Genomic DNA, 25,026 nt, shown 5'->3' on the forward strand with positions numbered 1-25,026 from the left:
ATCTGTCTGCCGGGGGTGACCCGTGCGGTCGGACACCGTGCCTTCACCTGCCTTTCAGGACAATTCTGGGGGCCCGGGGGGCCGCTCCCCGGGCCGCGCCGTGTGCGCGCGGCCCGGGGAGCGGAGCCGTACCTACTTGGCGGAACCCATCAGCACGTAGTCGTACATGCCGAGGTAGGCCTGGGTGACCGTGACGTTGGTCGCGGACTTCGGCCGGAGCAGCAGGTTCTTGCGGTAGATCAGCGGCACGGCGGTCGCGCCTTCGGCCACGGCCTTGTCGACGTCGCCCCACGCCTTCTCACGGGCGGCGGTGTCGGTGTTGGCGATGCCCTCGTTGAGCAGCTTGTTGATCTTCGGGTCGTTCAGTTCCTGGACGTTGTTGCCACCGGACGGCTTGATGGCCGAGCCGTTGATGATCTGGTCCAGGAAGCCGAAGCCGGTCGGCCAGTCGGCACCCCAGGCGCTCATGATCATGCCGAGCTTGTTCGCGTGCACGTAGCTCGGGTTGCCCGCGAAGTTCGAGAAGTACTTACCGGCCGGGAAGCTCTTGATCTCGGCGTTGATGCCGATCTTCTTGAGCGAGGCCTGCACCGCGGTGACCATGGCCATCTCGGCGGGGCGGTCGGAGCGGGCCGAGATCTTGGTGTCGAAGCCCTTCGGCTTGCCGCACTGCTTCAGCTCGTCCTTGGCCTTGGCCTCGTCGCCCTTGTGGCCGGCGGACTCGTACAGGTCGAACTTGCTGTAGCCGTTGACGGTCGGCGGCAGCAGGGTCGTCGCGACGTCACCCTTGGGGTCGCCACCCTGGGCGGCCTGGACCGACGCCTTGTCGAGGCCCCACTGAACGGCCTTGCGGCAGTGGATGTTGTCGAACGGGGCCACGTTGACGTTCAGACCGATGTACGAGGTGGCGCCCGCGTACGAGTTGTCCGTCTGCTTCTTCAGGTCGGGCTTGGTGATCACGTTCGGCTGGGTGGCCGGGGCGACACCGGTGCCGCCGCCGTCAACGGTGATGTTGTCGGAGATCAGGTTGTTGTCGACCGTCTCCTGCTTCACCTTGAAGCGGATCGTCACCTTGTCCGGCAGGGCCGGACGGTTCGGGTCGGTCTTCGGGTCCCAGTTCGAGTTGCGCACCAGGGTCGCGCCGCGGCCCTCGTCGTACGACTCGAACTTGTACGGGCCCGAGGACACGATGTGCTTCACGTAGTCGGCACCCTTGTCCTTCGAGGCCGGCACGGGGGCCGTCTGCGAGAAGGTCGCCAGGTAGTCGAAGTCCGCGAAGGGGTCCTTCAGCTTGAAGACGATCGTGCTGTCGTCCGGCGTCTCTATGGAGGAGATGCCGCCCGCGCTCTTGTCCTTGTACGGGCCCTTGTACTTGTCGCCGCCCGCGAGGTGGGCCTTGAAGTACGTCGGGCCGTTGGACAGGGCCTCCGGCGCGAAGTTGGAGCGCTCGACGGCGTACTTGACGTCCTTCGAGGTGATCGGGGTCCCGTCCTCGAACTTGAGCCCCTTCTTCAGCGTGTACGTCCAGGTCTTGGCGTCCGCGCTCGCCTTGCCGAGGCCCTCCGCGAGGTCCGGGACGACCTCCAGGCCGTCCTTGCCGGCGGCCGGCTTGAAGGACGTCAGGGTGCGGCCGTACAGGCGGGAGAGGTTCTGCACCCAGCCGTAGTAGGTGTTGCCGGGGTCCAGGGAGTCGGGCTCGTCGGAGAGCTCGATCTTGACGGTCCCGCCCTTCTTCTCCGACTTGTTGACGACCGACGTCAGCGCGGCGTCGGTGGCGCCGGAGCCCTTGCTGCTCCCGCCGCCGTTGTTGTCGTCGTCGGAGCCGCTGCACGCGGACGCGCCCAGCATCAGGACCACAGCCGTGGCAACCACCGCTGTCGTTTTACTGGTCTTCACCTGAGGAAATTCCCCTCAATCGATGGTTGCCATGGCATGTCGCACGTCGTTGTGACGAGCGCCCTTGGGCCCTACTTGCTACGGGGGTCGAGGGCATCACGCAGCCCGTCTCCCAGCAGGTTGAACGCCAGGACCGTGACGAAGATGGCCACGCCTGGCACGATCATGTACATCGGGTCGTTCCGGTAGAAGTCGATCGCGTTCGTGAGCATCCCGCCCCAGGAGGCCTGCGGCGGGGCGATACCGACCCCGAGGTAGCTGAGACCCGCCTCGAAGAGGATGTTCGAGGGGATCAGCAGCGTGGAGTAGACCAGGATGGGAGCCACCAGGTTCGGCAGCAGCTCCCGGAAGAGGATGAAGGGGCCGCGGGCCCCCAACGAGCGGGCCGCCTCGACGAATTCGCGGTTGCGCAGGCTCATCGTCTGGGCCCGGACGATACGGCCCATGTACGGCCAGCTGAAGAAGCCGATCACGAAGATCAGTACCGCGAGCCGCAGCGGCAGCCCCTCAAGACCGAACGCGCCGTCCTGCAGCGCCGCCGAGATGGAGATCGCGAACAGCAGCAGCGGGAAGGCCAGGAAGGTGTCCATCATGCGGCTGATGACCGTGTCGACCCAGCCGCCGTAGAACCCGGAGACCACGCCGAAGAAGACGCCGATCACCACGGAGAGCAGGGTGGCGCCGACGGCGACGACGAGGGAGACCCAGGAGCCCTCGATGATCCGGGACAGGATGTCGCGCCCGTACTGCGGTTCGACGCCGAGCGGATGGCTCCAGCTGATGCCGCCCCAGTCGCCCTTGGGCGCGAGCAGCGCGGGGTCGATGAGGTCCTGGTGGAACTCGTTGGGGTCCAGACCGAAGACGGCCTGGATCGGCTTGGAGAGGACAGCGAGCAGGACCAGCAGGATGACAACGATGCCGCCCGCGACGGCCACCTTGTCGCGCTTGAAGCGCGACCAGGCGATCCGTCCGAGCGAACGGCCTTCGATCTGGCTCTGCTTGACTCCCGTGAGTACTGCCTCCGGCTGAGCCTCGGCAGCCGATCCGGTGGTCTCGATCGGTGCGGTCACAGTGCCTTTGACCCCTCCCGCCGGCGGTGGCCGGCCCTTGCTCGCCGCGGTAACGGCCTGGCGCTTGTCGGCCGCGCGTGTTCACGCGGCTGCTGGCGTCTCGGTGCGAAATCGGTGCGGAACTCTGTGCGGAAATGCGTCTGCGGAATGTCCGCCGGGGCAACCTCGTACAAAGGGCCGACGATCCCCACTAGCCGGGAGTCTTCAACGCAGTTGCGATCACCCGCCAGACCTGACGGGGAATGTTTGCTCAAACGTGATGCGGTCAGTGAGCTTCCGTTATCCGGACAGGTGGAGCGAGTGAGCGGACTACTCGCCCGCTAATCCACCAGAACGGACATGACACCCAACAGGCGTTATTGAGTGGCTATTTGGGTGACCGGGAGGGTCATCTTGTCCGCCGCAGGGACCTTTGTCCGCTCCGGTGGGCGCACTAGTAGGTGTGCGGAGCCGGTCCGGGTGCCTGCGGGTAGCCGTAACCGGGAGCGACGACGCCACTGCGGCCGGCCGGGGCGTGCGACTCCCGGTCGTAGAACGGACGGGAGTTGCCCCGCAGCCACATCGCGACGGGGTCGTACTCGTCGGACATGGCGACGGTGGAGACCGGCAGCCCCTCCGGGACGGCGCCGACCGACTGCCGCATCATCGCGCGCACCGCGTCGACGGAGGGCTGGCTCGTGTCGTACAGGTCGAGGCCGATGGCGAGGTACGGCACGCCGAGCGCGGGCTGCACCCAGGCGCGACGCAGCGAGCGGACCGCCGGGGTGTGGTGGGCGTTCTGCGTCAGCTGCGCGTAGAACTGCGGGGTCTCAAGGGCGGGGTCGCTGATCCGCAGCGGACCGGCGGGCATCCGGTCGAGGCCGGTGGCGATCCGGCGGAGGTCGAGCCAGGGGATGCCCACGCCGCCGCCCGGGGCGTGCGGATTGAGCCAGATGCCCCAGCGGTCGGGGAACAGGGCGCGGGCGATGTCGCGGCCGCCCACCACCTCGTGGGCCCGGTTCCAGCCGCTGGCGGCCAGCTCCTGGGCGGAGGTGACACAGGGGGCGTAGCCGAGGCCCTCGACCTCCATGTTGCCGTACTGTGCGTCGGGCGAACCGGCCCGGCCGTGCCAGAGCAGCATCCAGATCCGGTCGGCCGTCAGGGCCTGGAGCAGGGCCTCGTACGCGTCGTAGCGACCGGGCGTCACTTGGCGCAGCATGTTCTCGACCCGCCCGGCCGCCCCCGTGCCTGACGCACTCACCCTGGTCCCGCCCCTCTTCGATCCACTGTGTCGGCCTGCCGCTCCCGGGGCACACGGGTGCGGCGCGGTGCCGAGGCACCAGCCATCAAACCAGCTTAGGCGCCGGTCATGACACCGACTTGACGCCATGGCCCGGCGCCGTCACCCCCGGTGCGGCCGGGCCGCGCTACTCGGCGGGGCGCTGGAAGAACGGCCGGATCCGCGCACGCATCCAGTCGGCGACCGGGTCCTGCGCCACGTCGAGCAGGACCAGGTTGACCGGCCACGGCGGCTCGACGCGGCCGAGCGCCCGGCCCAGCGCGTCCATGGGGGCGTTGCGCCCCGCACCGTCCCAGGTCGAGAACTCGACGCCGACGAAGAGGACGGGGTCGCCCCCCTCGATGCTGGCGAGGGTCCTGCGGGCGCTGAGCACGACACCGCTCCGGGCGAACTCGTCGGCGGCGGCGGCGAGGAAGTCGACGGGCTCCTCCTTCCAGTCCGGCTCGTAGAGCCGGACCCGGCCGCCGCCGGCCGGTCCGTCGAGCACGCTGCGTCCGGCCCGGCAGAGTTCGGCCACGGCGGGCGGCGGCAGCGGCATGCCGACGGCGCCGCCCGGGTTCACCGCGAGGCCGAGCTGCGGGGGCAGTCCGCGGGCGAACTCCACGGCGGGCGCCACGGTGAACGACATATGGGTGCCGACACAGCTGAGGAACTGGTGCTCGGAGCTGAACACGGGGACGTACACCCCGCCGTCGAGCTCCAGCGTGGGCAGGTCCAGGTCGGTGGAGTCCGGCCCGCCGCCGTTGGGCAGGGGCACCCAGAGATGGCTGCGGCCGAGCACCTCCACGAGCCGGCCGCCCGCTTCCGGGCTGCCCAGCGAGGCGCCCAGTACTTCTTCTAGCTCATTGGCCGGCCATCCGCCCCGCTGGTGGATGGAGTCATGCGCCGGAGTGTCCACTGCTTACCTCTCTAGGGCCTGTCGCAAGAGGTTAGCCCCGCGCGTCCGCGAAGGTGATCCGGGTCAGCAGCGCCGCCGCCTCCCGGTCCAGCAGGACCGCCGATGCGCAGCCGAGCGGCAGCAGTCCGGTCTCGGTCTCCCGCAGCAGCCTCCGCAGCGCCCTGCGGTGCCGGGCGAACGCGTATCCGGAGACGCCGCGCCCCCGCTCGATCTGCCCGGCCCGCGCCGTCTGCGGGCTGACGTCGAGCAGGACGAGGTGCAGGACACGGCCGTGCCGCCGGGCGTCGCGCGCCAGCCAGCCGCGCACCCAGGACTGGGTACCGCAGTCGTGCACGACGACGGAGACGCCGGAGCGCAGCACCCGCCACAGCCCCCAGTAGTGGGCGACGCGGACGAGCGGGCGGTAGAGGGCGTACGGGACTAAGCGCGGCAGCACGGCGGCCCAGCGGTCCCTGGTGTCCTGGGAGTCGATGACGCGGGCGGACACGGCCCGTCCGATCAGGGTCGATTTGCCGCTGCCCGGCAGCCCGGAGACCACCACCACATCGCCCGCCATGAAGTGCAGGCCGCGCGGGCTGCGCCCGGCCCGGTCGCGCAGGTCCCGGACGACGGGTCCGCGCGGCCCCAGCGCCTCCCGGGCCGGCGCACCCGACTGTGCGGGCAGTGCGCCGTGCGCGGCCCCCGCGGTCGTCGCGTACCGCTGCAACGCCATCACCATCCCCCTGTCGGCCGACCCACACCTGCCAAGAAGTGTAAAGAAAAGGTAATGCGGCACAAGCGCGCGACCCGCCGGATCCGGTGGGGTACCGGCGCCCCACTGGCCGGAGATGCGTGCGATGATGGCCCGGCCAACTGCATAAAGGCCGCTTGAATCCGCGCGGGAGAGTTCCGGCCACAGGCCGGGCGCCGAAGGAGCAAGATCCTCCCTTGAATCTCTCAGGCCCCGTACCGCGTGGATGAGGCAGATCTGAAAAGCGAGTCGCCCCGCGGCTCCACCCAAGGTGCAAGCCGAACCCCTCCGGGTCTCTCGGCGAACCTCTCAGGTTCCGATGACAGATGGGGAGGGATCGTCCTCGTCGTCATGCCCTGGGAGCCATATCCATGAGCACCGCCCCCCGTCTCACCGCCCTCGACGCCCTGCACCGTTCGCTGGGCGCCACGATGACCGACTTCGCGGGCTGGGACATGCCGCTGCGGTACGCCAGTGAGCGCGACGAGCACATCGCCGTGCGCACGAAGGCCGGCCTCTTCGACCTCTCCCACATGGGCGAGATCACCGTCACCGGCCCCCAGGCCGTGGACCTGCTGAACTTCGCGCTGGTCGGCAACATCGGCACCGTCTCGGTGGGCCGGGCCCGCTACACGATGATCTGCGCCGAGGACGGCGGCATCCTGGACGACCTGATCGTGTACCGGCTGGCGGAGACCGAGTACATGGTGGTCGCCAACGCGGGCAACGCGCAGATCGTGCTGGACGCGCTGACCGCCCGCGCCGAGGGCTTCGACGCCGAGGTGCGCGACGACCGCGACGCGTACGCGCTGCTGGCCGTCCAGGGCCCGGAGTCCCCCGCCATCCTGGCCGCCGTCACCGACGCGGACCTGGACGGGCTGAAGTACTACGCCGGACTGCCCGGCACGGTCGCCGGGGTCCCCGCGCTGATCGCCCGTACCGGCTACACCGGCGAGGACGGCTTCGAGCTGTTCGTCGCGCCCGAGCACGCCGAGCAGCTGTGGAAGGCGCTGACCGAGGCCGGCGCCTCGCGCGGGCTGATCCCGTGCGGGCTGTCCTGCCGCGACACGCTGCGCCTGGAGGCGGGCATGCCGCTGTACGGGCACGAGCTGACCACCTCCCTCACCCCGTTCGACGCCGGTCTCGGCCGGGTCGTGAAGTTCGAGAAGGAGGGCGACTTCGTCGGCCGCAAGGCCCTGGAGTCCGCCGCGGAACGCGCCGAGACCGCCCCGCCCCGCAAGCTCGTCGGCCTGGTCGCCGAGGGCCGCCGGGTGCCGCGCGCCGGGTTCCCCGTCGTCGCCGGCGGCCAGGTCATCGGCGAGGTCACCTCCGGCGCCCCCTCGCCCACCCTCGGCAAGCCGATCGCCATGGCGTACGTCGACGCCGCGCACGCCACGCCCGGCACCGAGGGCGTCGCGGTGGACATCCGGGGCAGCCACGAGCCGTACGAGGTCGTGGCGCTGCCGTTCTACAAGCGCCGGAAGTAACGGCCGCCCGCGTCGAGAAGTGACGCAGTCGCGTCTCACACCGTAAGACCATCGTTCATCAGCACTCCCCCGCGTACAGGAGAATTCAGGTCATGAGCAACCCCCAGCAGCTGCGGTACAGCAAGGAGCACGAGTGGCTGTCGGCCGTCGAGGACGGCGTGGCCACGGTCGGCATCACGGAGCACGCGGCCAACGCGCTCGGTGACGTCGTCTTCGCCCAGCTCCCCGAGGTCGGTGACACGGTGACAGCGGGCGAGACCTGCGGCGAGCTGGAGTCGACCAAGTCGGTCAGCGACCTGTACTCGCCGGTGACCGGCGAGGTCACGGCCGCGAACCAGGACGTCGTGGACGACCCCTCGCTGGTGAACTCCGCACCGTTCGAAGGCGGCTGGCTGTTCAAGGTGCGCGTCGCGGAGGAGCCGGCCGATCTGCTCTCCGCCGACGAGTACACCGCGTTCTCCGGCAACTGAGACCCCAAGGGACCACCTGATGTCGCTTCTGAACTCCTCCCTCCACGAGCTGGACCCGGACGTCGCCGCCGCTGTCGACGCCGAGCTCCACCGTCAGCAGTCCACCCTCGAAATGATCGCCTCGGAGAACTTCGCTCCGGTCGCGGTCATGGAGGCCCAGGGCTCCGTCCTGACCAACAAGTACGCCGAGGGCTACCCCGGCCGCCGCTACTACGGCGGCTGTGAGCACGTCGATGTGATCGAGCAGATCGCCATCGACCGCATCAAGGCGCTCTTCGGGGCCGAGGCCGCGAACGTGCAGCCGCACTCCGGCGCGCAGGCCAACGCCGCCGCGATGTTCGCGCTACTGAAGCCGGGCGAGACGATCATGGGCCTGAACCTGGCGCACGGCGGTCACCTGACCCATGGCATGAAGATCAACTTCTCCGGGAAGCTCTACAACGTGGTCCCGTACCACGTGGACGAGACCGGTGTCGTGGACATGGCCGAGGTCGAGCGCCTCGCCAAGGAGTCCAAGCCGAAGCTGATCGTCGCCGGCTGGTCCGCCTACCCCCGCCAGCTGGACTTCGCCGCCTTCCGCCGCATCGCGGACGAGGTCGGCGCGTACCTGATGGTCGACATGGCGCACTTCGCCGGTCTGGTCGCCGCGGGCCTGCACCCCAACCCGGTGCCGCACGCCCACGTCGTCACGACCACCACGCACAAGACCCTCGGTGGTCCGCGCGGCGGTGTGATCCTCTCCACCCAGGAGCTCGCCAAGAAGATCAACTCGGCGGTCTTCCCGGGTCAGCAGGGCGGCCCGCTGGAGCACGTGATCGCGGCCAAGGCGGTCTCGTTCAAGGTGGCGGCGGGCGAGGAGTTCAAGGAGCGCCAGCAGCGCACCCTGGACGGCGCCCGCATCCTCGCCGAGCGTCTGGTGCAGCCGGACGTCACCGAGGTGGGCGTCTCCGTCCTGTCCGGCGGCACCGACGTGCACCTGGTCCTGGTGGACCTGCGCAACTCCGAGCTGGACGGCCAGCAGGCAGAGGACCGGCTCCACGAGCTGGGCATCACGGTCAACCGGAACGCCATCCCGAACGACCCTCGGCCGCCGATGGTCACCTCGGGTCTGCGGATCGGCACGCCGGCGCTCGCCACCCGCGGTTTCCAGGCGGCGGACTTCACCGAGGTCGCGGAGATCATCGCGTCCGCCCTGAAGCCGTCCTACGACGCGGACGACCTGAAGGCCCGCGTCGTCGCGCTCGCAGAGAAGTTCCCGCTGTACCCCGGTCTGTAGTCAGACCTGCGCATTTGCGCATGAGGGCGGGGCACCACGCACACTGAGAGGTGAGCGGGGTGCCCCAACCCTTGCCCCCCGCTCTTGCCCCGCCCTTCGGGCCGGCCCGGCCCGTACCGCACCACCCGGCAGACAACGGCGTCTACCAGCGCTTTTGAGGAGTCACCCGTGGCCATCTCGGTCTTCGACCTGTTCTCGATCGGCATCGGCCCGTCCAGCTCCCATACGGTCGGCCCGATGCACGCGGCCCGTATGTTCGCACGCCGGCTGAAGAACGAGGGCCTGCTCGCCCACACCGCCTCGATACGCGCCGAGCTGTTCGGCTCGCTCGGCGCCACCGGCCACGGCCACGGCACGCCCAAGGCCGTGCTGCTCGGCCTGGAGGGCGAGTCCCCCCGTACCGTCGACGTCGAGACGGCCGACGACCGGGTCACCGAGATCCGCTCCACCGGCCGGCTCAACCTCCTCGGCATGCACGAGATCGACTTCGACGCCGACAAGCAGCTGGTCCTGCACCGCCGCAAGCGGCTGCCGTACCACGCCAACGGCATGACCGTCTTCGCGTACGACCGCGACGGCGCCCCGCTGCTGGAGAAGACGTACTACTCGGTCGGCGGCGGCTTCGTCGTCGACGAGGACGCGGTGGGTGAGGACCGGATCGTCCTCGACGACACCGTGCTGAAACACCCCTTCCGCACCGGCGACGAGCTGCTCCGGCTGGCCCAGGACACCGGTCTGTCGATCTCCTCCCTGATGCTGGAGAACGAGCGGGCCTGGCGCACCGAGGCCGAGATCCGCTCCGGGCTGCTGGACATCTGGCGTTCCATGCAGGCGTGCGTCTCCCGCGGCATGACCCGCGAGGGCATCCTGCCCGGCGGCCTGAAGGTCCGCCGCCGCGCCGCGAACACCGCCCGCCAGCTGCGCGCGGAGGGCGACCCGCAGAGCCACGCGATGGAGTGGATCACCCTCTACGCGATGGCGGTCAACGAGGAGAACGCCGCGGGCGGCCGCGTCGTCACCGCCCCGACGAACGGCGCCGCGGGCATCATCCCGGCGGTGCTGCACTACTACATGAACTTCGCGGCGGGCGGCGCCACGGAGGCGGAGAAGGACGACAGCGTCGTCCGCTTCCTGCTGGCCGCCGGTGCGATCGGCATGCTCTTCAAGGAGAACGCCTCCATCTCCGGCGCGGAGGTCGGCTGCCAGGGCGAGGTGGGCTCCGCCTGCTCCATGGCCGCCGGCGCCCTCGCCGAGGTCCTGGGCGGTACCCCGGAGCAGGTGGAGAACGCCGCCGAGATCGGCATGGAACACAACCTGGGCCTGACCTGCGACCCGGTCGGCGGCCTCGTCCAGATCCCGTGCATCGAGCGCAACGGCATGGCCGCGGTCAAGGCCGTCACGGCCGCGAAGATGGCGCTGCGCGGCGACGGCAGCCACAAGGTCTCCCTCGACAAGGTCATCAAGACCATGAAGGAGACGGGCGCGGACATGAGCGTCAAGTACAAGGAGACCGCCCGGGGCGGGCTCGCGGTGAACATCATCGAGTGCTAGGCAGCGAGGCCCTGCCTCCTCGGCCGCGCCGGGGCAGGGCGCCGGCGCGGGAATGTACGAGGGCCCGTCCCATGGTGGGACGGGCCCTGCGTGGTGCGGGAGGTCAGCCCCGGCTGAGGTACTCGGCGTAGAAGCTGCCGCCCTCGCCCTCCAGCTCCGCCTTGTGCTGCTTGCCGTAGGTGATGCCGTAGGGGCCACCGACGTTGAAGAACTCCGTGTTCTGACGCGAGGCGTCGAACTCGTAGTAGTTGGCCCCGATCTTGCCGGCCTCCTCGCCGTTCCCGCCGCCGTTGGCAGCGGCCGGGGCGGCGGCCATGAATCCTGCAGCGGCAACGGTGGCCAGCGTGATCGCGATACGGCGAACCATGGGTCACTCCTTTTGCGGTACATCACGGGTAGTGCGGGCGATTCACCATGAACCGAGCGAGGCGGTATCCGGAGCAGGCACGCCAAGTTCTCGTCAGGAGTTGCACCGAACGGATTCCCCTGTTACCCCAACTGCCAACGCGCGCCCCCTAATACGCCCGGCGCACGCCCTGCGTCCGCCTGGTATACGCCTGGTGCACGAGCGCGCTCGGAGTAATGCCGTGTCTCCGACGACGCGGACGCTATGGTCCCCTTTCTGGCGTTTGTCTCACGTCGTGTCCGATTCACGAGGGGCGTCATGGAAGACAGACAGTCGATGGCCCAGGGCCGGACCGGTTCGACGCTCCGGAGACCCGCGCGGCGCCGGCCCTCGCTGCCGGAGCTGCTGCGGGACGGACCGCCGGCCGGTCCGACCCGACGGGGTTTCTGGCGCAGCCCGTTGCGCGGGCCCTGGCTGACGTCCGTGCTCGGCGCGGTACTGCTGGTGGGCATCACGCTGATGTTCGTGACGGGGCTGCTCTCGTACGCCGCGTACAACCCCGGCCTCGGCGCCAACGACAAGACTCCGGACCGGGGCTGGCTGGGCTTCTACCTGTTCTCCTGGCCCACTCACCCGCACTGGCTCTACCGGCTCACCCAGGGCGTCCACGTCACGCTGGGCATCGTCCTGATCCCGGTGCTGCTCGCGAAGCTGTGGTCGGTGGTCCCCAAGCTGTTCGCGTGGCCGCCGGTCAGGTCGGCGGGCCACGCGCTGGAGCGGCTCTCGCTGCTGCTGCTCGTGGGCGGTGTGCTGTTCGAGTTCGCCACCGGGGTGCTCAACATCCAGCTGGACTACATCTTCCCCGGCTCGTTCTACCCGCTGCACTTCTACGGTGCCTGGGTCTTCATCGGCGCCTTCACCGTCCATGTCGCCCTCCGCGTCCCCCTCATGGTGCGGATGCTGCGCGGCGGCGGTCTCCGCGAGGAGCTGCGGAGCCCGGCGGGGGCGGGGCGGAAGGAGCCGGCGGACCCCACGGAGCTGGTGACTCCGCGCCCCGCCGCGCCCACCATGTCGCGCCGGGGGGCGCTGGGCATGGTGGGGGCGGGCTCGCTGGTGCTGCTCGTGGTGACGGCGGGGCAGAGCATCGGGGGCGTCCTGCGGTCCACCGCGCTGCTCGCGCCGCGCGGTCAGGACCCCGGGCCCGGCCCCAACGGATTCCAGATCAACAAGACCGCGGCGAGCGTGGGAATCAGGGCGCGGGATGTGGGACCCGGCTGGCGGCTCGTCGTGCGGGGGCCCGGCCGGGAGCGGGTCCTCACCCGCGCCCAGGTGCTGGCCCTGCCGCAGCACTCGGCGGCGCTGCCCATCGCGTGCGTGGAGGGGTGGTCCACGGAGGACCAGGAGTGGAGCGGGGTGCGGCTCGCGGATCTGGCGGCACTCGTCGGGTTCACGGGGGCGGCGCCCGGCGTGTTCGTCCAGTCCGTTCAGCGGTCGGGGTCCTTCCGTTCCACCACGCTGCGCGACAACCAGGTCCGCGATCCGCGCTCCCTGCTGGCGCTGCGGGTCAACGGTGCCGACCTGTCCCCCGACCACGGCTACCCGGCGCGGGTCATCGTCCCGGCCAACCCGGGCGTGCACAACACCAAGTGGGTCACCCGGCTGACCTTCGGGGAGCGCGCGTGAACCGGTTCCGCGCCCTGTACGGGGCCTCGCCGCTGCACCTGCTGCTGGTCCTCTGCTCGTTCGCGCTCACCGGCTACGCCGGAGTGCGGCTGCTCGGTGGCGCCGAGCCCTGGAAGGTCGTCATCTGGTTCGTCGGGGCCGCGTTCCTGCACGACCTGGTGCTGCTGCCCCTGTACACGGTGACCGACCGCGCCGCCCAGACCGTCCTGGGCGAGCGCCGGGAGCCCGCCGCGGCCGAGGAGTCCGGCCGGCCGGGCGGGCGTTGGATCAACTACGTCCGGGTTCCGGTCTTCCTCTCCGGACTGCTGCTGCTGACGTACTTCCCGCTGATCCTGGGACGGGTGAGCGAGCGCTACACCCTGTACTCCACGCTCTCCGCCGATGTGTTCCTCGGGCGCTGGCTGATCCTCACGGCCGTCCTGTTCGCCCTCTCCGCCGTGGCCCTGCTGATCCGGATGGGCCGTTCCCGCCGTCCGGGGCCGGGCGGCACCGGGGCATCGCCGTGACCCTTCACCCGGCGGGGCCGGGAACCAGCCGTCAGGATCTACTCCACGTCCGGGGACCCACCGGGTCTTCGCCCTCGGCCTGCGCGGGTTCGGTGACTCGGGCAACGCCGACACCGAGTACGGCGAGGCGGTCGCGGCCGAGGACCTGCACCACCTCGTCGCGCACCTCGGCGCCGGCCCCCCGCCCGCATGCCTGGCGGGGCACGGAAGGGCTCTACCAGGGCGTCTTCTCCGACCGGGGCGCCACCAGGGCGCTGGCCGAGTCGCACCCGACCGCCGTGCCGGTACTCACCGTCGAGGCCGCCGGCCACGGAGGGATCGCCGAGAAGACCTTCCGCCAGGTGGCCTCCGGTGAGGTCACCGCGGTGCACCTCGAAGGGGTCGGCCACCTCATCGCGCAGGAGGCCCCCGAGGAACTCGCGGACGCGGTCCTGGAATTCACCGGACGAGTGGACGGCGGGCGGGCCTGAACCCCGGAACCCCGCGGCCGCCGCGCGCACCGGCCACGCGTTTGCCGAAGCGGCAACACGACTCGCGGCCCGCCCCACCCCCGTCGCATGATCGTGTCCGGAGCCGTCGGGCGGCCGCCGGGCGGTACGGGTCCCGGGGCGCGGCTGTGTACGGCCGGCTCCCCGGACCACGCAGAACCAGAGCCGCGGAGGATCCATGTCGCATCAGCCCACCCCGTCCCCGGAGCTCACGCACCGCACCGTCGCCTCACCGGCCGGGCGCGTCCACCTGGTCGAGCAGGGCACCGGGCCGCTGGTGCTGCTGCTGCACGGGTTCCCGGAGTCCTGGTACTCCTGGCGCCACCAGCTGCCCGCACTGGCAGCCGCCGGGTACCGGGCGGTCGCCATCGACGTCCGCGGCTACGGGCGGTCCTCCCGGCCTGCGGACGTCGCCGCGTACCGGATGGCCGCGCTCGTCGAGGACAACGCGGCCGTGGTGCACGCGCTCGGGGAGCGGAGCGCGGTGCTGGTCGGCCACGACCGGGGCGCCACGATCGCGGCGAACTCCGCGCTGATCAGGCCCGACGTCTTCCGCGCGGTGGGGCTGCTGAGCGTCCCGTACGCCCCGCGCGGCGGTCCGCGCCCCAGCGAGATCTTCGCGGGGATGGGCGGGGACCAGGAGTTCTACGTCTCCCGGTTCCAGGAGCCCGGCCGGGCGGAGGCCGAGATCGAGCCGGACGTCCGGGGCTGGCTCGCGGGCTTCTACGCGGCGTTCTCCGCCGACACCATGCCCGCGCCCGAGGCGCCGGACCCGCACTTCGCCGGACCCGGCGGAACGCTGCGCGAACGCTTCCCGGAGCGGCGGCCCGGCTGGCTCGGTGACGCGGAACTCGACTTCTACGCGGGCGAGTTCGAGCGGACCGGGATGAGCGGGGCGCTCAACCGCTACCGGAACATGGACCGGGACTGGGAGGATCTCGCGGAGTTCGACGGCGCACCCGTCACCCAGCCGTCCCTCTTCGTCGGCGGCTCCCTGGACGCCTCCACCACCTGGCTGGCCGATGCCATCGCGGCGTATCCGACGACACTGCCCGGCCTGGACTCCTCGCACCTCCTGGACGGCTGCGGCCACTGGATCCAGCAGGAGCGCCCCGAAGAGGTCAACCGGATCCTGACAGGCTGGCTCGCCTCGCTGCCCGCCTGAGAGGCTGTCGGGCGGGAGGGGCCCGGCCGGACCGGGCCCCCAACCGGCCGGACGCACGCCCGCCTGCCCGCAGCCACCCCGCCCCGCCCGGGAGTGCGCCAACTGCTCGTAACTGAGCAGTCGTTCACGACGAACACACATTTTCAGTCACAAGCGGCTTCCCTCCCCCGCATACTGGGAGTTCACTGGTCGTGACGAGTGGTGATGCGATCGCCGTGCACGTCAGGCGGTCCGCTGCCATGAACCCACAGGGCCGGGCTCCGAGGCCCATGCCCCGGCGGAGGAAAGAGGACAGCGATGACAGCCGCCCCTCCCGCGACGCACCCACGACGGGATCCGGCCGTCCGGCCCGGTCGCGCCGTTTCACGCAGTGCTTCACGGCATCCTCGCACTGACCAACCGTCCCGCCGCTGATCCGCTCCCGAGACGGTCCGGCGCAGTCGGCTCCACGGCCTCACCACCCACACCCCGGGCCGGTGCGGACGCTGTCCCCGACGGCACGGCCCCGGCGGAGCGCCGACCGGCAGGGCCGCGTCCACCGCTCGCCGATCCGGCCGCGCGTGCGCGGTTCCTTCCGCGTTTCTCCCTTCCATGTCCGTATCGTTTCGACGAGGTGCACAATGAGCAAGATCGCGCTTCCAGAATTCCACATGCCGTTCGAGAGTGCGGGATGCAATCCAGGAGCTGAGAAAACCAAGCAGGCCGCCTGGGAATGGGCCGAGTCCAGCAATCTCGTCCTGTCACCGGTGGCTCACAAGAAAATGCTCCGGACCCGCCCCGAACTCTGGATCTCCCTGATGTTCCCCCAGGCCTCACAGAAACACCTCGACCTGTTCTGCCAGTGGCTCTTCTGGGCCTTCCTCGTCGACGACGAGTTCGACGACGGTCCGGCCGGCCGTGACCCCGGGCTGTGCGAGTCGGCGATCACACATCTGGTGGACGTGCTCGACGGCGCCCGTGCACCGGTCGGCCCCATGGAGAACGCCCTCGGCGAGCTGTTAGTCCGGACCTGCACGGACCGGCCGGCGCACTGGGTACGGCAGTTCCGCAGGGACACCGCCGCGTGGCTGTGGACGTACTACGCCGAGGCGGTCGACCGGGCGGCGGGCCATGTGCCGAGCACCGCCGATTTCGTGAAGCACCGCCGCGATTCGGTGGCCATGCAGCCGTTCCTGGACCTGCACGAGATCGCTGCCGGAATCGATCTCCCGGAATCCGCCCGGAGCCTTCCCGCCTATATCGCGCTGCGCAATGCGGTGACCGATCACTCGGGTCTCTGCAATGACATCTGCTCGTTCGAGAAGGAGGCTCTTCTCGGTTATGAGCACAACACGGTGCGGCTGATTCAGCGGGACCGCGGGGGCACGCTCCAGGAAGCCGCCGACGAGGCCGGAATCCTGCTGGCCCGAATCGCGGACCGCGTGCAGCGGGCCGAGAAGGAACTGGAGGAGGAGATGGAGGCGGCCGGAATCGAGGGCCTCCCGCGAGCCGCCCTGGAACGCTGTGTCCAGGACTACCGGGGGCTCGTGCGAGGGGACTTCGACTACCACGCGCGGGCGGAACGCTACACCCGTCCCGACCTCCTGGAGATCGACGAACAGGACTCGCTGTCCCGGAACTTCGCCGCCTGACGGGGCGCCCGGCGGGGCCCGACACCCCCGCCGGGCCCTGCCCCGACGGCTCCCGGCGCCGGAATGCGGGAACACAGCAGCAATTTCCGGACATTCGTCGTCCCCATCCGTCGTCCGGCCCCGGCCGGTCCGCCCGTGACCGGAAATGCGCGCCGCTGAAGCGGCCGCTGTCCGGCGCCGCCGTCCCCCACGAATGGCCGACCGCCCCCTGCCGTGATGTGCTGGTACGTACGCCCGATGCCAGGCGGCGGTTCCGACGACCCGAACTCGTCGGCCGTACCGCAGAAGGGCTGGAGGCATCCATGACTGCCGCACCTCCTCCGATATCCGGATCCGCGTCCGCCTCCGCCGACCGCGCCGCCCCGCACGCCCAGACTGCCCGGGGCACCGTCCGGGGCAGGTACGAACAGGGTGTCGCCGTCTTCCGGGGCATCCCGTACGCGGCGGCGCCGGTCGGCACGCACCGGTTCCGGGCGCCGGCGCCGCCGGAACCCTGGGAAGGGGTACGCGAGGCGGTTGCCTTCGGTCCGACCGCGCCCAAGCGGCCGTACGCCCCGCCGCTCAACCGGCTGCTGCCGGACCCCGAGGTGGACGGCGACGGCTGCCTCAACCTCAACGTGTGGACCCCGTCGCCCGGTCGCACCGGACTGCCCGTCCTCGTCTGGATCCACGGCGGCTCGCTGCTGCACGGCTCTTCCGCCGTTCCGCTGTACGACGGGGCCGCCTTCGCCCGCGACGGCGTGGTCCTCGTGTCGCTCAACTACCGGCTCGGCATCGAGGGGTTCGGGGTGTTCCCGGACGCGCCCGCCAACCTGGGGCTGCTCGACCAGCTCGCGGCGCTCGGCTGGGTGCGGGACAACATCGCGGCGTTCGGCGGCGATCCGGACCTGGTGACGGTGTGCGGCGAGTCGGCGGGAGCCGTCAGCATCGGTGCGCTGCTCGCCGCGCCACGGTCCCGGGGGCTGTTCCGGCGTGCGGTGATGCAGAGCGGAGCCCCGTCCATGCTCCCCGTGGACAAGGCCCGCCGCACCACCGAGCTGATCGCGAAACGGCTCGGGGTGGCCGCGACGGCACGGGCCCTGTCCGCTGTCGACCCCGCCGCGCTGCTGGCGGCGCAGACGGCGGTGACGAGCGGCGGCTCCCCGCTGACCGGCGGGAACTCCTTCCAGATCGTGGTGGACGGCGAGCTGCTGCCCCGTGATCCGGCCGAGGCCCTGCGGGGCGGTGCCGCGTCCGGCGTCGATCTGCTGATGGGCTCCAACACCGAGGAGTACCGGCTCTGGTTCGTACCCAGCGGGCTCACCGAGCGCCTCTCGCGCACGAAACTCCGGCTGGCCCTGCTGAAGTTCCGGGTGCCGGGCGCCACGGCCCGTACCTACCGGGCGAACCGGCCGGAGGCCACCCCCGGCGAACTGCTCGGCGCCCTCGCCACCGATCTCCTGCTGCGCGTCCCGCTGAACCGGCTGGCCGACGCCCGCACGGGTGCCGCGGGCTCGACCCACCTCTACGAGTTCGGCTGGCCGTCCCCCGTGCAACGGCTCGGCGCCTGCCACGGGCTGGAGGTCGGGTTCGTCTTCGACAACCTGGACCGGCCGGACGCCGTGCTGCTCGCGGGCCGGGACGCGCCCCGTGAGCTGGCCGCAGCGATGCACGCGGCGTGGGTGCGGTTCGCGGTCTCCGGCGATCCGGGCTGGCCCGGCTGGGACGCCTCGCGGCCGGTGATGCTCTTCGGCCCCGGCGCCCCCGCGACGGCGCACGCCCCGCGCGACGACGAGCTGCGCGGCTGGGCACCGTACCGCGACGGGCGCTGAGCGCGACGGTCGGTGCGGCGGTCAGCGGGTGCTGAGCCAGTGCGGGTCGGGTACGACGGTCAGCACCGCCGATACGAGCACGACGGCGGCCAGCGCCACCAGTTCGCGGCGCGCCCGGCGGTGGGCGGCCGTCGGGTCAGCGTCCGACGCCAGCCTCCGGCGCGCGCCCAACGCCAGTGCGCTCACGACGGCCACCAGCACCAGTTTGGCCAGCAGGGTGCGCCCGTACGCCGAGGTGAGGACGACATCGGGCGGCAGCCGGCGCAGGGCGCTGCAGGTGCCGGTCACCGCGAGGGCCGCGTACAGCCAGCCGGCGAGCCGGGCGTAGCGGCCGAGCAGCGCGCGGGCGGCGCGGGGCCCGGTCCGCCGCCACAGCCGCATGGTGCGCAGCACATGGAGCAGCCCGCCGCACCAGAGCGAGGCGGCGGTCAGATGGACGACGGTGAGCGCCGTGCCCAGCGCCGGGCTGTACGCCTCGGGGTGGGCGCGCAACGCCTCCGCTCCGACGACGAGCGCGAGCGGGGCGGCGGCCAGGGCCGGGCGGCGGCTCACCGCGCAGCAGGCGGCGAGGGCGAAGCCGTTGGCGGTGAGCAGCAGCAGCCCGCCCTCGCGGGTGCCGTAGGTCTCGACGAGCCCGAGGTCGCTGACCCGGGCGAGCCGCACGATCTGTCCCGCGGCGGCCAGCGCCCCGGCGACCGAGGCCGCCGCCGCCCAGCCGCGCGGTGCGGATTCCGGCCGGCCGGGCAGGGTGCGGGACAGTGCGGTGGTGGCGAGGGCGCCGAGGTGGACGGCGAGCGCGGCGAAGAGGACCGTGCGCAGCAGGGTGGCCGTTCCGGCGCCGGGGATGCGCAGTTCACCGGTGCCGCGGCCGGCGGCGGTGGCGCCGAGCAGGGCGGCGGCCACGGCCACCAGGCAGGCGCCCGCCGTGCCGAGTACGGCGGGCGACGGCCTGCGGCGGGCGGGTGCGGGCACGCGGGAGGGGAGCACCGCCCACCCCCTTCCTGACCGACAACCACATAAATGGGCCCGCCGCGTCCACGACACCGTCGAACATTCACCCGGAAGGACGCATTACGGCAGGCGCGAACGTTTCTGCATCCCCGTCCGCCACGAACCCCGGGTTAGGTTCACCGACTGTCACCCCACTGACAGTCACCCAGGCCCGGGTGCCTCCGCGGATTCGGCGCTGCGAGGAGAGGCATCATGACCGAGAGGCCGTCCCCCACGGCATCCCCCGCCCTGGTCCCCCTGCCCGAGCCGTGCGGCCGCGTGTACCGCAGGAACGGCCGGACGGTGGTGGCGCTGCGCGACGAGATCGACATCGCGACCGCGACGCTCATCGCTCCGGCGCTGGACGGCGCCACCTCTGCCGGGTCACCGCATGTGGTGGTCGACCTGACCGAGGTGAGTTTCCTCGACTGCTCGGGGCTGACGCTGCTGTGCCGGGCCCGGCGGCGGGCGCTGGACCGGGACGGGCGGTTCTGGCTCGTCTGCGACTGCCCACGGATCCTGCGGCTGCTGCGGGCGGGCCGGCTGCACGACCTGTTCCGCCCGGTGGCGACGCCGGACGACGCCTTCGGCACGCGGGAGGCGCCGGGACCGCGGGACGGTGGGACCGGCGCGTCCGGGCCATGAGCGAGGCCGGTCCAGCGGCCCCCGGCCCGCCGGCCGGGGGTCCTGGGCCGGCTGCCGTCAGCCCTTGTTCTGCGCGGCCCAGAACTCGTCGAAGGTGAGCAGCCCGTCACCGTTCGCGTCGTGGGAGTTGATCACGGCCTGCGCGACCGGCTCGGTGACGTAGGGGTCCCCCAGCTGGGCCATGACGCTCTTGTACTCGGCAGCCGAGATCAGCCCGTCGCTGTTCAGGTCGTACCGCTCGAACGCCTTGCGCGCCGACTCGATGTCCGCCACTGTTCCGCCCCTTCGTAATGCCTATATGACGGAGGTCAGATTAACGGGCGGGACGGATGGCGGTCGCGGCGGCCGGTCGTCGATCATGGGTGGGACCGTCCGCCGACCGGCGGGCGGGGCCCGGGACGGGGAGGGTGCGGCGCGATGACCGAGGCACTGGCGGGGATTCTGGCAGCCGCGGCGCAGGGGCGGTTCCCGCCGCCGGACGGGTCCACGACGGTGGTGCGGCAGCCGAACGCGCGGGACGCCGGGGTGCTGGCGTTCACCGCGCACTCGGTGGTGTTCACGGACGAGGACCCTCGGTGGGTGCGGGCCGAGCTGGCCGGCACCCCCGGTGACGCGCTCGCCGCGACGATGAACCCGCGCTTCCTCGGCGCGCTGATGGCCCGGACCGGCCGGCACATGAACACGATCGACCTGCTCACGGTCGCCCCCGCGCTGCCGGGCACTCCGGAGCTGGAGCTGCGGGAGATCCGGGACCCCGGACACCCCCGGGTGGCACGGGCGATGGGCTTCCGCGACGAGGTGCGGGTCTGGCGGACGGAGGGCGGGGTGCTGATCCTCGGGCGCGGGGTCGCGGGTCGCTGGGAGGCGGCGATCGAGGTGGCGGAGGAGGCGCGCGGGCAGCGGCTCGGCGAACGGCTGGCGCGAGCGGCCCGGCAGCTGGTGCCGGGCCCGGTGGTGTGGGCGCAGCAGTCACCGGGAAACGCCCGCAGTGTGCGGACGTTCCAGGCGGCGGGCTACCGGCCGGTGGGCTCGGAGGCGCTGCTGATCAAGGGGTGAGCGATCCGGGCGGCCTGAGCGACCCGAGGGGCCCGAGGGGCCAGTGCGACCCGAGGGACTCGTGCGACCCGCGCCACCCGCCTCAGCGGAAGACGCCCGTGTGGCCGAGCGAGTAGCGGCCGGGCTGCGGGTAGACCGCGAGGCCGTGCGGTCCGCTGCCGACCGGGATCCGGGCGAGCTGCTTGCCGCTGGTGGTGTCGATCGCGTACACCTCCGAGTTGTAGCGCCCGGTCAGCCAGAGGACCTTGCCGTCGGCGGAGACGCCGCCCATGTCGGGACTGCCGCCGCCCGGCAGCTGCCACTTCTTCGCCAGCTTCCTCCGGGCGAAGTCGAAGACGGAGACGGAGCCCTCGCCCCGGTTGGAGATGTACATCTCCTTGGCGTCGCGGCTGACGTAGAGCCCGTGGCAGCCCTTGCCGGTGGGCAGCAGCTTCGGGGTGGTGAACTTCTTGCCGTCCAGCACCCACATGCCGTTCGCCATCATGTCCGCGATGTAGAACGTGCCTCCGTCGGGAGACAGCTTCACGTCCTGCGGCATCGCGCCCTTGAACGGCAGCTTCTGCTGGCCCACCACCTTCATCTTCGCCGTGTCGACCTTGAGGAGTTCGCCGGAGAACTCGCAGGAGACGATGAAGTACCGGCCGTCCGCCGAGAAGTCCGCGTGGTTCACCCCCGCGCAGCTGACCGGGACGGCCTTCGCCGTCTTCATGGTGTGCGCGTCGCGGAAGACCAGCTGACGGTCCATCGAGGCCATCACGATGGCGTACTTGCCGTTCGGCGTGAAGTAGAGGTTGTACGGGTCGGAGACGTCGACCGTCTTCCCCGCCTCGCCGGTCGCCGGGTCGATCGCGGTGAGGCTGTCGCCGACGTCGTTGTTGACCCAGAGGGTCTTCAGGTCCCAGGACGGGACGACGTGCTGCGGCTGCCGGCCGACCGGGATCGTCTTGATGACCTTGTACGTGGCGGGGTCGATCACCGTCACCGTGTTGGAGTTGGTGTTGGGGACGTACACCCGGGACGGGAAGCCCTTGACGGCCGGTGACAGCTTTCCGGCGGCGTCGGCGGCGTACACGTTCGCGGGGTCGAGCACCGGGGGCATCCCTGCCAGTCCGGGCGGCGCGGGCGGGGTGACATGCCTGGCTCTGGCGGGTGGCGCGGCGGCCTCGGTCGCGGTGTCGGACGCCGGCTTCGCGGCGGGGGTGCCGCAGCCGGTGAGCGCGGCGAGCAGGACGCCCCCGAGCAGGGCCGCGGTACGTGTGGTGGAGGGATGCATCAGGTCAACAGCTCCGTGGTCGTCACCGCGCGCAGTTGGCGGCGGTCGAGTTCGGTGAGAAGGAGGGGCAGCGCGGCGACCGTGTCCGCGTAGCCGAAGTGCATGCTCACCACCGATCCGTTGCGGATCTCGCCGGCCACCTTGCGGGTGACGGCCGCGGCGCCGGGCGAGGTGAAGTCGAGGGAGTCCACGTCGTAGGAGAGGACGTGCGGGTAGCCCGCGCGGACGGCGAGCCGCTGGACGAGCGGCGTGGCGTACTGGGTGCGCGAGGGCCGGAACCAGGTGCCGATGGAGCCGGTGAGCCGTCGCAGCCGCTGGGCGCAGCCGGTGATCTCCGCGTACGCCTGCGCCTCGTCCATCGAGGAGATGTCGATATGCCGCTGGGTGTGGTTGCCGAGGTCGTGGCCGCCGTCGAGGATCCGGCGGGCCATCTCGGGGTGTGCGTCGAGCCAGCCGCCGACCGCGAGGACGGTGACCCGCGCGCCGGCCCGCTCGGCCTCCGCCAGCACGGTCCTGGCGATGGCGGGGTCGCCCTGGCCGTGGAAGGTGAGGGCGACGCGGGCGCGGTCGCGGGGGCCGTGACCGATCTGCACCGGCTGCCCGGGGAAGCGGCGCGGGGCGGGTGCGGGGGCGTGCGCTGCGGCGGAGGCGGCCGGCCTGCTCGGTGCCTGGTGGGTGAGGGTCTCTGCCCCGGTGCCCCCGGTGCCGACTGTTTCCCGGTCCCCGCAACCGGCGGCGAGGGCTGCGGCGAGGGCGGCCCCGGCTCCTGCGCGCAGGGCGCCGCGGCGGTGCACCGGTGTGTCGGAGACGTTCATGCGCAGAACAGTAAGTGCGGACTGTCAGGAAAATAACAATTGACCCTTATCGCCGCTTTCGCCGATCACGCGGATGCACACGGTCGACACCTGCTGGGATCAATGAATCACTCACCAAGCACCAATGACGCTCATGGATTTCCAGGCAAGTGACCCAGCACACCTAAGATTCATCGCAAGAATTACCGCAACTATCCCGCTATGGGTGATTTGCAGCTTTGGCGATGTAGTCGCCCGTCTGCCATAGTCGGTGACACGACCCGCACTGACCCGGGCCGGGTCGTCATAAGCGGCCGTGAACACACCCCCCATGTCACGGCCCCCGCACAGCAGCCCCCGCAGCGCCGCACCACGGCCGAACCGGGGGCTTCTGTGCGTCCGGAGCCCGCGGGGCGCGTCACCCGGGGTCTTCAGCGGTCGGAGATCCGCATCTCGAACCAGGTGATCTTGCCGCGCGGCAGCAGATCCACACCCCACCGGTCGGAGAGCTTGTCGACGAGGAAGAGTCCCCGCCCGCTGACATCCATCGCCCGTACGGGCATGAGGCAGGGCAGTCCGCGCGAGGGGTCGCGCACCTCGATCCTGATCCAGCCCCGACGGCGCAGCATCCGCAGACCGAAGACCCTGGCGCCGGTGTGCCGCACCGCGTTGCCGACGAGTTCGGAGACGAGCAGCACGGCGTATTCGCCGGTCTGCGGGGAGAGCGCCCACTGACGCAGCACCACGCAGGAGGTGAGCCGGCGGGCGGTGGCCGCGGATTCCGGGCGGGAGGGCAGCCGGACCTCCTCCTCCGTCGGGTTACCGAACAACTCCAGCGCCTTGAACGCCTGTTCGTCCTCGACGGCCGGCATCCTCCGTGCCGCTGTCGCGCTGCTGCGCTGTCGCGGCTGCTCCACACCTTCCAGGCCCGCCATGAACACCATCATGGCCGCAAGGTGGACACTCCGGGGCCGTTCCAAGGGAATCCCCACACCGGAATCAGCCATTCCGCAGTGGCCTGCTGGCATATGCCACTGGCAGAATGCCCCCACTCACACCCCCGCCGAACTGCGCGAACGTCGCGTCGGAGCGGGTTTGCCGGGACCGGCGGAGCGCTGAGCCTTAAGGTTGCCTTAAGGCTCAGCTAATCCGCCCGCACGGATGAACGCGCCGCGATCTGTTCCCAACTGGCGTTCGGTCAGAGGAATTTGGCCTTGCCCGGTCCCTCGTCCACAAAGCTGCGCATACCGCGCTCCCGGTCCTCCGTGGCGAAGAGTCCGGCGAACCAGGTGCGTTCGATCGTGAGGCCCGTGTCGATGTCCGTCTCCAGGCCGGCGTCCACCGCCTCCTTGGCGGCGCGCAGCGCGAGGGCGGGGCCCTTCGCCAGCTTCGCGGCCCAGGCGTGCGCGTGCTCGTAGACCTCGGCGGCCGGTACGACCCGGTCCACCAGACCCATGGCGAGCGCCTCCTCGGCCTTCACATGGCGGCCGGTGAAGATCAGGTCCTTGGCCTTGGCGGGGCCCACCAGACGGGCGAGCCGCTGGGTGCCGCCGGCGCCCGGGATCAGCCCGAGCATGATCTCCGGCTGCCCGAGCTTGGCGTTGTCCCCGGCGATCCGGAAGTCGGCGCAGAGGGCCAGCTCGCAGCCACCGCCGAGCGCATAGCCGGTGACGGCCGCGACGACGGGCTTGGGGATCCTGGCCACGGCGGTGAAGGACTCCTGCAGCGCCTTGGACCGGACCACCATCGCCGGGTGGTCCATCAACTGCATCTCCTTGATGTCCGCGCCCGCCGCGAACACCTTCTCGCCGCCGTAGAGCACCACGGCGCGCACGTCGTCGCGCCCGGAGGCCTCCTCCGCCAGCTCGCGCAGCCGGTCCTGGGTGGCGATGTCCAGGGCGTTCATCGGGGGACGGTCCAGCCGGATCGTGCCGACGCCGCCGCTTACTTCGAGGGTTACGGTCATGGGAGGCAGGTTAAC

24 protein-coding genes and 1 riboswitch are annotated in these 25,026 nt (G+C 71.2%); of the genes, 12 read left to right on the forward strand and 12 right to left on the reverse strand.

Annotated elements, in window-relative coordinates; all coding sequences use genetic code 11:
• Window positions 1-132: 132 nt before the first annotated feature.
• From RLT59_RS10090 to RLT59_RS10110, 5 genes are all read right to left on the reverse strand, one after another.
• Window positions 133-1,848: an ABC transporter substrate-binding protein gene (locus RLT59_RS10090; RefSeq protein ID WP_399126872.1), complete on the reverse strand. Its 1,716-nt coding sequence runs from the start codon at window positions 1,846-1,848 to the stop codon at window positions 133-135.
• 119 nt (window positions 1,849-1,967) lie between these two features.
• Entirely contained in the window at window positions 1,968-2,966 is a 999-nt protein-coding gene (locus RLT59_RS10095) for an ABC transporter permease (protein WP_311303088.1), read from the reverse strand.
• A gap of 433 nt (window positions 2,967-3,399) precedes the next feature.
• Window positions 3,400-4,164: an enhanced serine sensitivity protein SseB C-terminal domain-containing protein gene (locus RLT59_RS10100; protein WP_311307671.1), complete on the reverse strand. Its 765-nt coding sequence runs from the start codon at window positions 4,162-4,164 to the stop codon at window positions 3,400-3,402.
• A 208-nt stretch (window positions 4,165-4,372) separates the two neighbouring features.
• The gene (locus RLT59_RS10105; RefSeq protein ID WP_311303089.1) at window positions 4,373-5,143 is read right to left on the reverse strand and encodes an enhanced serine sensitivity protein SseB; all 771 of its coding nucleotides are present in this window, start codon (window positions 5,141-5,143) and stop codon (window positions 4,373-4,375) included.
• A 31-nt stretch (window positions 5,144-5,174) separates the two neighbouring features.
• The gene (locus RLT59_RS10110) at window positions 5,175-5,855 is read right to left on the reverse strand and encodes an AAA family ATPase (protein WP_311303090.1); all 681 of its coding nucleotides are present in this window, start codon (window positions 5,853-5,855) and stop codon (window positions 5,175-5,177) included.
• Between the two features lie 156 nt (window positions 5,856-6,011).
• A riboswitch (glycine riboswitch) is annotated at window positions 6,012-6,104 on the forward strand.
• Window positions 6,105-6,244: 140 nt separating this feature from the next.
• Here RLT59_RS10110 and gcvT point away from each other — a divergent pair.
• From gcvT to RLT59_RS10130, 4 genes are all read left to right on the forward strand, one after another.
• Window positions 6,245-7,360: a glycine cleavage system aminomethyltransferase GcvT gene (gene gcvT, locus RLT59_RS10115; protein ID WP_311303091.1), complete on the forward strand. Its 1,116-nt coding sequence runs from the start codon at window positions 6,245-6,247 to the stop codon at window positions 7,358-7,360.
• A 92-nt stretch (window positions 7,361-7,452) separates the two neighbouring features.
• Window positions 7,453-7,830, forward strand: a complete 378-nt coding sequence (gene gcvH, locus RLT59_RS10120; RefSeq protein WP_311303092.1) for a glycine cleavage system protein GcvH — start codon at window positions 7,453-7,455, stop codon at window positions 7,828-7,830.
• 19 nt (window positions 7,831-7,849) lie between these two features.
• Complete coding sequence (glyA, locus tag RLT59_RS10125) at window positions 7,850-9,106, forward strand: serine hydroxymethyltransferase (protein ID WP_311303093.1); 1,257 nt, start codon at window positions 7,850-7,852, stop codon at window positions 9,104-9,106.
• A 168-nt stretch (window positions 9,107-9,274) separates the two neighbouring features.
• Window positions 9,275-10,657, forward strand: a complete 1,383-nt coding sequence (locus RLT59_RS10130; protein WP_311303094.1) for an L-serine ammonia-lyase — start codon at window positions 9,275-9,277, stop codon at window positions 10,655-10,657.
• A gap of 103 nt (window positions 10,658-10,760) precedes the next feature.
• On the opposite strand, the gene RLT59_RS10135 is transcribed toward RLT59_RS10130, so the two are convergent.
• Window positions 10,761-11,024: a hypothetical protein gene (locus RLT59_RS10135; RefSeq protein ID WP_311303095.1), complete on the reverse strand. Its 264-nt coding sequence runs from the start codon at window positions 11,022-11,024 to the stop codon at window positions 10,761-10,763.
• Window positions 11,025-11,321: 297 nt separating this feature from the next.
• Between RLT59_RS10135 and RLT59_RS10140 the strand changes: the two genes are divergently transcribed.
• The 6 genes from RLT59_RS10140 (at window position 11,322) to RLT59_RS10165 (ending at window position 18,287) form a co-directional block, all read left to right on the forward strand.
• Window positions 11,322-12,686, forward strand: coding sequence for a molybdopterin-dependent oxidoreductase (locus tag RLT59_RS10140; protein WP_311303096.1), 1,365 nt, complete (start codon window positions 11,322-11,324; stop codon window positions 12,684-12,686).
• Window positions 12,683-13,192, forward strand: a complete 510-nt coding sequence (locus RLT59_RS10145; RefSeq protein WP_311303097.1) for a hypothetical protein — start codon at window positions 12,683-12,685, stop codon at window positions 13,190-13,192. The genes RLT59_RS10140 and RLT59_RS10145 overlap by 4 nt, the downstream gene beginning before the upstream one ends.
• Before the next feature lie 92 nt (window positions 13,193-13,284).
• Window positions 13,285-13,662 (forward strand): alpha/beta fold hydrolase family protein, encoded by a 378-nt coding sequence (locus tag RLT59_RS10150; RefSeq protein ID WP_311303098.1) that lies wholly within the window; start codon window positions 13,285-13,287, stop codon window positions 13,660-13,662.
• Between the two features lie 196 nt (window positions 13,663-13,858).
• Window positions 13,859-14,845, forward strand: a complete 987-nt coding sequence (locus tag RLT59_RS10155) for an alpha/beta fold hydrolase (RefSeq protein ID WP_311303099.1) — start codon at window positions 13,859-13,861, stop codon at window positions 14,843-14,845.
• A 650-nt stretch (window positions 14,846-15,495) separates the two neighbouring features.
• Window positions 15,496-16,476: a terpene synthase family protein gene (locus RLT59_RS10160; RefSeq protein ID WP_311303100.1), complete on the forward strand. Its 981-nt coding sequence runs from the start codon at window positions 15,496-15,498 to the stop codon at window positions 16,474-16,476.
• 302 nt (window positions 16,477-16,778) lie between these two features.
• Window positions 16,779-18,287 carry a carboxylesterase/lipase family protein gene (locus tag RLT59_RS10165; protein WP_311303101.1) on the forward strand — a complete coding sequence of 503 codons (1,509 nt, stop codon included), beginning with the start codon at window positions 16,779-16,781 and terminating at the stop codon, window positions 18,285-18,287.
• A gap of 21 nt (window positions 18,288-18,308) precedes the next feature.
• Here the strand turns inward: RLT59_RS10165 and RLT59_RS10170 are convergent, their stop codons facing one another.
• On the reverse strand, window positions 18,309-19,274 hold the full coding sequence (locus tag RLT59_RS10170) for a CopD family protein (protein WP_311303102.1): 966 nt from the start codon (window positions 19,272-19,274) through the stop codon (window positions 18,309-18,311).
• A 216-nt stretch (window positions 19,275-19,490) separates the two neighbouring features.
• Between RLT59_RS10170 and RLT59_RS10175 the strand changes: the two genes are divergently transcribed.
• Window positions 19,491-19,922 carry an STAS domain-containing protein gene (locus RLT59_RS10175; RefSeq protein WP_311303103.1) on the forward strand — a complete coding sequence of 144 codons (432 nt, stop codon included), beginning with the start codon at window positions 19,491-19,493 and terminating at the stop codon, window positions 19,920-19,922.
• 57 nt (window positions 19,923-19,979) lie between these two features.
• Here RLT59_RS10175 and RLT59_RS10180 read toward each other — a convergent pair whose 3' ends face one another.
• On the reverse strand, window positions 19,980-20,195 hold the full coding sequence (locus tag RLT59_RS10180; protein ID WP_311303104.1) for an EF-hand domain-containing protein: 216 nt from the start codon (window positions 20,193-20,195) through the stop codon (window positions 19,980-19,982).
• A 144-nt stretch (window positions 20,196-20,339) separates the two neighbouring features.
• Here RLT59_RS10180 and RLT59_RS10185 point away from each other — a divergent pair, with 144 nt between their 5' ends.
• Entirely contained in the window at window positions 20,340-20,978 is a 639-nt protein-coding gene (locus RLT59_RS10185) for a GNAT family N-acetyltransferase (RefSeq protein ID WP_311303105.1), read from the forward strand.
• A gap of 82 nt (window positions 20,979-21,060) precedes the next feature.
• Here RLT59_RS10185 and RLT59_RS10190 read toward each other — a convergent pair whose 3' ends face one another.
• The 4 genes from RLT59_RS10190 to RLT59_RS10205 all read right to left on the reverse strand — a co-directional run bounded on the left by RLT59_RS10190 (window position 21,061) and on the right by RLT59_RS10205 (window position 25,011).
• Window positions 21,061-22,251 (reverse strand): YncE family protein, encoded by a 1,191-nt coding sequence (locus RLT59_RS10190; protein ID WP_311303106.1) that lies wholly within the window; start codon window positions 22,249-22,251, stop codon window positions 21,061-21,063.
• On the reverse strand, window positions 22,251-23,066 hold the full coding sequence (locus RLT59_RS10195) for a polysaccharide deacetylase family protein (RefSeq protein ID WP_311303107.1): 816 nt from the start codon (window positions 23,064-23,066) through the stop codon (window positions 22,251-22,253). The genes RLT59_RS10190 and RLT59_RS10195 overlap by 1 nt, the downstream gene beginning before the upstream one ends.
• 410 nt (window positions 23,067-23,476) lie before the next feature.
• On the reverse strand, window positions 23,477-23,992 hold the full coding sequence (locus RLT59_RS10200) for an ATP-binding protein (protein ID WP_311303108.1): 516 nt from the start codon (window positions 23,990-23,992) through the stop codon (window positions 23,477-23,479).
• A gap of 251 nt (window positions 23,993-24,243) precedes the next feature.
• Window positions 24,244-25,011: an enoyl-CoA hydratase/isomerase family protein gene (locus RLT59_RS10205; RefSeq protein WP_311303109.1), complete on the reverse strand. Its 768-nt coding sequence runs from the start codon at window positions 25,009-25,011 to the stop codon at window positions 24,244-24,246.
• Window positions 25,012-25,026 lie beyond the last annotated feature (15 nt).

The organism is Streptomyces sp. ITFR-6, from assembly GCF_031844725.1.
Lineage (GTDB): Bacteria > Actinomycetota > Actinomycetes > Streptomycetales > Streptomycetaceae > Streptomyces.

Coding starts and splice junctions, on each gene's coding strand:
- RLT59_RS10090 (WP_399126872.1), bottom strand. CDS start 1,848: ATGCTGGGCGCGTCCGCGTGCAGCGGCTCCGACGACGACAACAACGGC.
- RLT59_RS10100 (WP_311307671.1), bottom strand. CDS start 4,164: ATGCTGCGCCAAGTGACGCCCGGTCGCTACGACGCGTACGAGGCCCTG.
- RLT59_RS10110 (WP_311303090.1), bottom strand. CDS start 5,855: ATGGCGTTGCAGCGGTACGCGACGACCGCGGGGGCCGCGCACGGCGCA.
- gcvT (WP_311303091.1), top strand. CDS start 6,245: ATGAGCACCGCCCCCCGTCTCACCGCCCTCGACGCCCTGCACCGTTCG.
- gcvH (WP_311303092.1), top strand. CDS start 7,453: ATGAGCAACCCCCAGCAGCTGCGGTACAGCAAGGAGCACGAGTGGCTG.
- glyA (WP_311303093.1), top strand. CDS start 7,850: ATGTCGCTTCTGAACTCCTCCCTCCACGAGCTGGACCCGGACGTCGCC.
- RLT59_RS10135 (WP_311303095.1), bottom strand. CDS start 11,024: ATGGTTCGCCGTATCGCGATCACGCTGGCCACCGTTGCCGCTGCAGGA.
- RLT59_RS10140 (WP_311303096.1), top strand. CDS start 11,322: ATGGAAGACAGACAGTCGATGGCCCAGGGCCGGACCGGTTCGACGCTC.
- RLT59_RS10155 (WP_311303099.1), top strand. CDS start 13,859: ATGTCGCATCAGCCCACCCCGTCCCCGGAGCTCACGCACCGCACCGTC.
- RLT59_RS10160 (WP_311303100.1), top strand. CDS start 15,496: ATGCCGTTCGAGAGTGCGGGATGCAATCCAGGAGCTGAGAAAACCAAG.
- RLT59_RS10165 (WP_311303101.1), top strand. CDS start 16,779: ATGACTGCCGCACCTCCTCCGATATCCGGATCCGCGTCCGCCTCCGCC.
- RLT59_RS10175 (WP_311303103.1), top strand. CDS start 19,491: ATGACCGAGAGGCCGTCCCCCACGGCATCCCCCGCCCTGGTCCCCCTG.
- RLT59_RS10185 (WP_311303105.1), top strand. CDS start 20,340: ATGACCGAGGCACTGGCGGGGATTCTGGCAGCCGCGGCGCAGGGGCGG.
- RLT59_RS10190 (WP_311303106.1), bottom strand. CDS start 22,251: ATGCATCCCTCCACCACACGTACCGCGGCCCTGCTCGGGGGCGTCCTG.
- RLT59_RS10195 (WP_311303107.1), bottom strand. CDS start 23,066: ATGAACGTCTCCGACACACCGGTGCACCGCCGCGGCGCCCTGCGCGCA.
- RLT59_RS10200 (WP_311303108.1), bottom strand. CDS start 23,992: ATGATGGTGTTCATGGCGGGCCTGGAAGGTGTGGAGCAGCCGCGACAG.
- RLT59_RS10205 (WP_311303109.1), bottom strand. CDS start 25,011: ATGACCGTAACCCTCGAAGTAAGCGGCGGCGTCGGCACGATCCGGCTG.